This is a genomic window from Clostridium sp., assembly GCF_032552055.1.
Taxonomy (GTDB): domain Bacteria; phylum Bacillota; class Clostridia; order Clostridiales; family Clostridiaceae; genus Clostridium.
In genome coordinates this window covers 1-2,018 of sequence record NZ_JAWGSV010000375.1, presented here as the reverse complement: position 1 = coordinate 2,018, position 2,018 = coordinate 1, and the positions used below count along the sequence as shown (strand labels likewise).

The window sequence follows — 2,018 nt, the reverse complement described above, 5'->3', positions numbered from 1 at the left end:
ATATATTATTATAACTCATCCTATTTGTTAAGCATATTATAGATTCTCTTTAACTAATCACTTAAAAGCTTCCTTCTCCTTCACAAATTGGGCATATAAAATCACCTTCCCCTTTGCATGTTACACAGTGCTTATTTGGCTCTTTAAGGGTACTGCAATCGCACTTTATCCTTCCTGTACCACCACAGCCTAAACACTCGCTAAACGAATATATACTACTTTCTTCCATGACAGCCTCCTCTTACATTACTTATTAGAATTATTTACATATTATACAAATTTATTCATAATATATAGTATTTAAATAATGAACTTTTTAAACAGTTCGGCTTATGAATTACTAAATAGTTAGTCATATGCAATACTAAACAATTCTAATTCCATAATATTTTTTAACTTTTTGTAATTTAAAAGGAGCTGCCTCAAAAGACAACCCCTTTTAAATTATACATTAATTTCAGATTTTATTTCTAATGCATCTTTATTATCATCTATAACAGGTTTTATATATTCATCTATAAATTCAACTACCTGGCTTGGTGCTCTTCCTACAAATTTATTTGGATCTATTATCGTTAATATTTCTTCTTGACTAAGCATAAAGCTTTCATCATTAATTATTCTACTAATCAAATCATTGTCTAAGCCTTCACCCTTAACTCTTTGTGCTGCTGCCATGGAATGAATCCTAATCTTTTCATGTAGCTCTTGTCTATCTCCACCTCTTTTTACAGCTTCCATCATTATATTTTCTGTAGCCATAAAAGGTAATTCATTATTAACATGAGCACTTATAACTTTTTCATATACAACCATGTTTTCAGCTATATTTATATATAAGTTTAATACTCCATCTAATGCTAAGAAAGCTTCTGCAACAGAAATTCTCTTATTGGCTGAATCATCTAATGTTCTTTCAAACCATTGAGTTGCAGCTGTTATTGCTGGGTTTAATGAATTAACAATAATATATCTAGCTAATGCACCCATTCTTTCACTTCTCATTGGATTTCTCTTATATGCCATTGCAGATGATCCAATTTGATTCTTTTCAAATGGTTCCTCTATTTCCTTCATATTTTGTAATAATCTTAAATCATTGCTAAACTTATATGCACTTTGTGCAACTTCTGATAATCTATTTAAAACTATTGAATCTATTTTTCTTGGATAAGTTTGACCTGTTACACCATAACTTTTTTTAAAGGCCATTTTTTCTGCAACTATCTTATCTAATGCTTTTACCTTATCTTCATCATTATTAAATAAAGTCATAAAGCTAGCTTGTGTTCCAGTAGTACCTTTTACTCCTCTAAGTTTTAATGTAGATAGTAGGAAATCTATATTTTCTATATCTAGTATTAAATCTTGCATCCATAAGGTAGCTCTTTTACCTACTGTAGTTAATTGAGCTGGTTGAAAATGAGTAAATCCTAAAGTTGGCATGTCTTTATACTTTAATGCGAAGTTTGAAAGGTGATTTAATACAGTTACTATTTTCTTCTTTACTAATAATAAAGCATCTCTCATTATGATAATGTCTGTATTATCTCCTACATAGCAGCTTGTTGCTCCTAAATGTATTATTCCTTTTGCATTTGGACATTGTAATCCATAAGCATAAACATGGCTCATAACATCATGTCTTACTTCTTTTTCCCTCTTTATAGCCTCATCATAGTTAATATTATAAATATTTTCTTTAAGCTCAGCTATTTGTTCTTCAGTAATATTTAATCCTAGCTCTTTTTCTCCTTCAGCTAAAGCAACCCAAAGCTTTCTCCATGTAGAAAACTTCATATCATCTGAAAATATGTAGCTCATTTCTTTTGAAGCATATCTTGAATTTAATGGTGAATTATATAAATCTCTCATCCTTAGAAAACCTCCGAATAAATTATTTAAATTTCTTATTAATATTCGTATTATAACATATTATCTTTTCTATTTCAGCATTTTTATATTATTTAGTAATATTTTTTTATTATTTTAATATAATATACTAAACTATAGATAGG

2 protein-coding genes are annotated in these 2,018 nt (G+C 28.7%); both read right to left on the bottom strand.

All coding sequences use genetic code 11. From position 1 onward, the window contains the following. Positions 1–61: 61 nt before the first annotated feature. Positions 62–229: a hypothetical protein gene (locus E6248_RS15685; protein WP_316341700.1), complete on the bottom strand. Its 168-nt coding sequence runs from the start codon at positions 227–229 to the stop codon at positions 62–64. A 215-nt stretch (positions 230–444) separates the two neighbouring features. Continuing rightward, positions 445–1,875 (bottom strand): adenylosuccinate lyase, encoded by a 1,431-nt coding sequence (gene purB / locus E6248_RS15680; RefSeq protein WP_316341699.1) that lies wholly within the window; start codon positions 1,873–1,875, stop codon positions 445–447. Positions 1,876–2,018 lie beyond the last annotated feature (143 nt).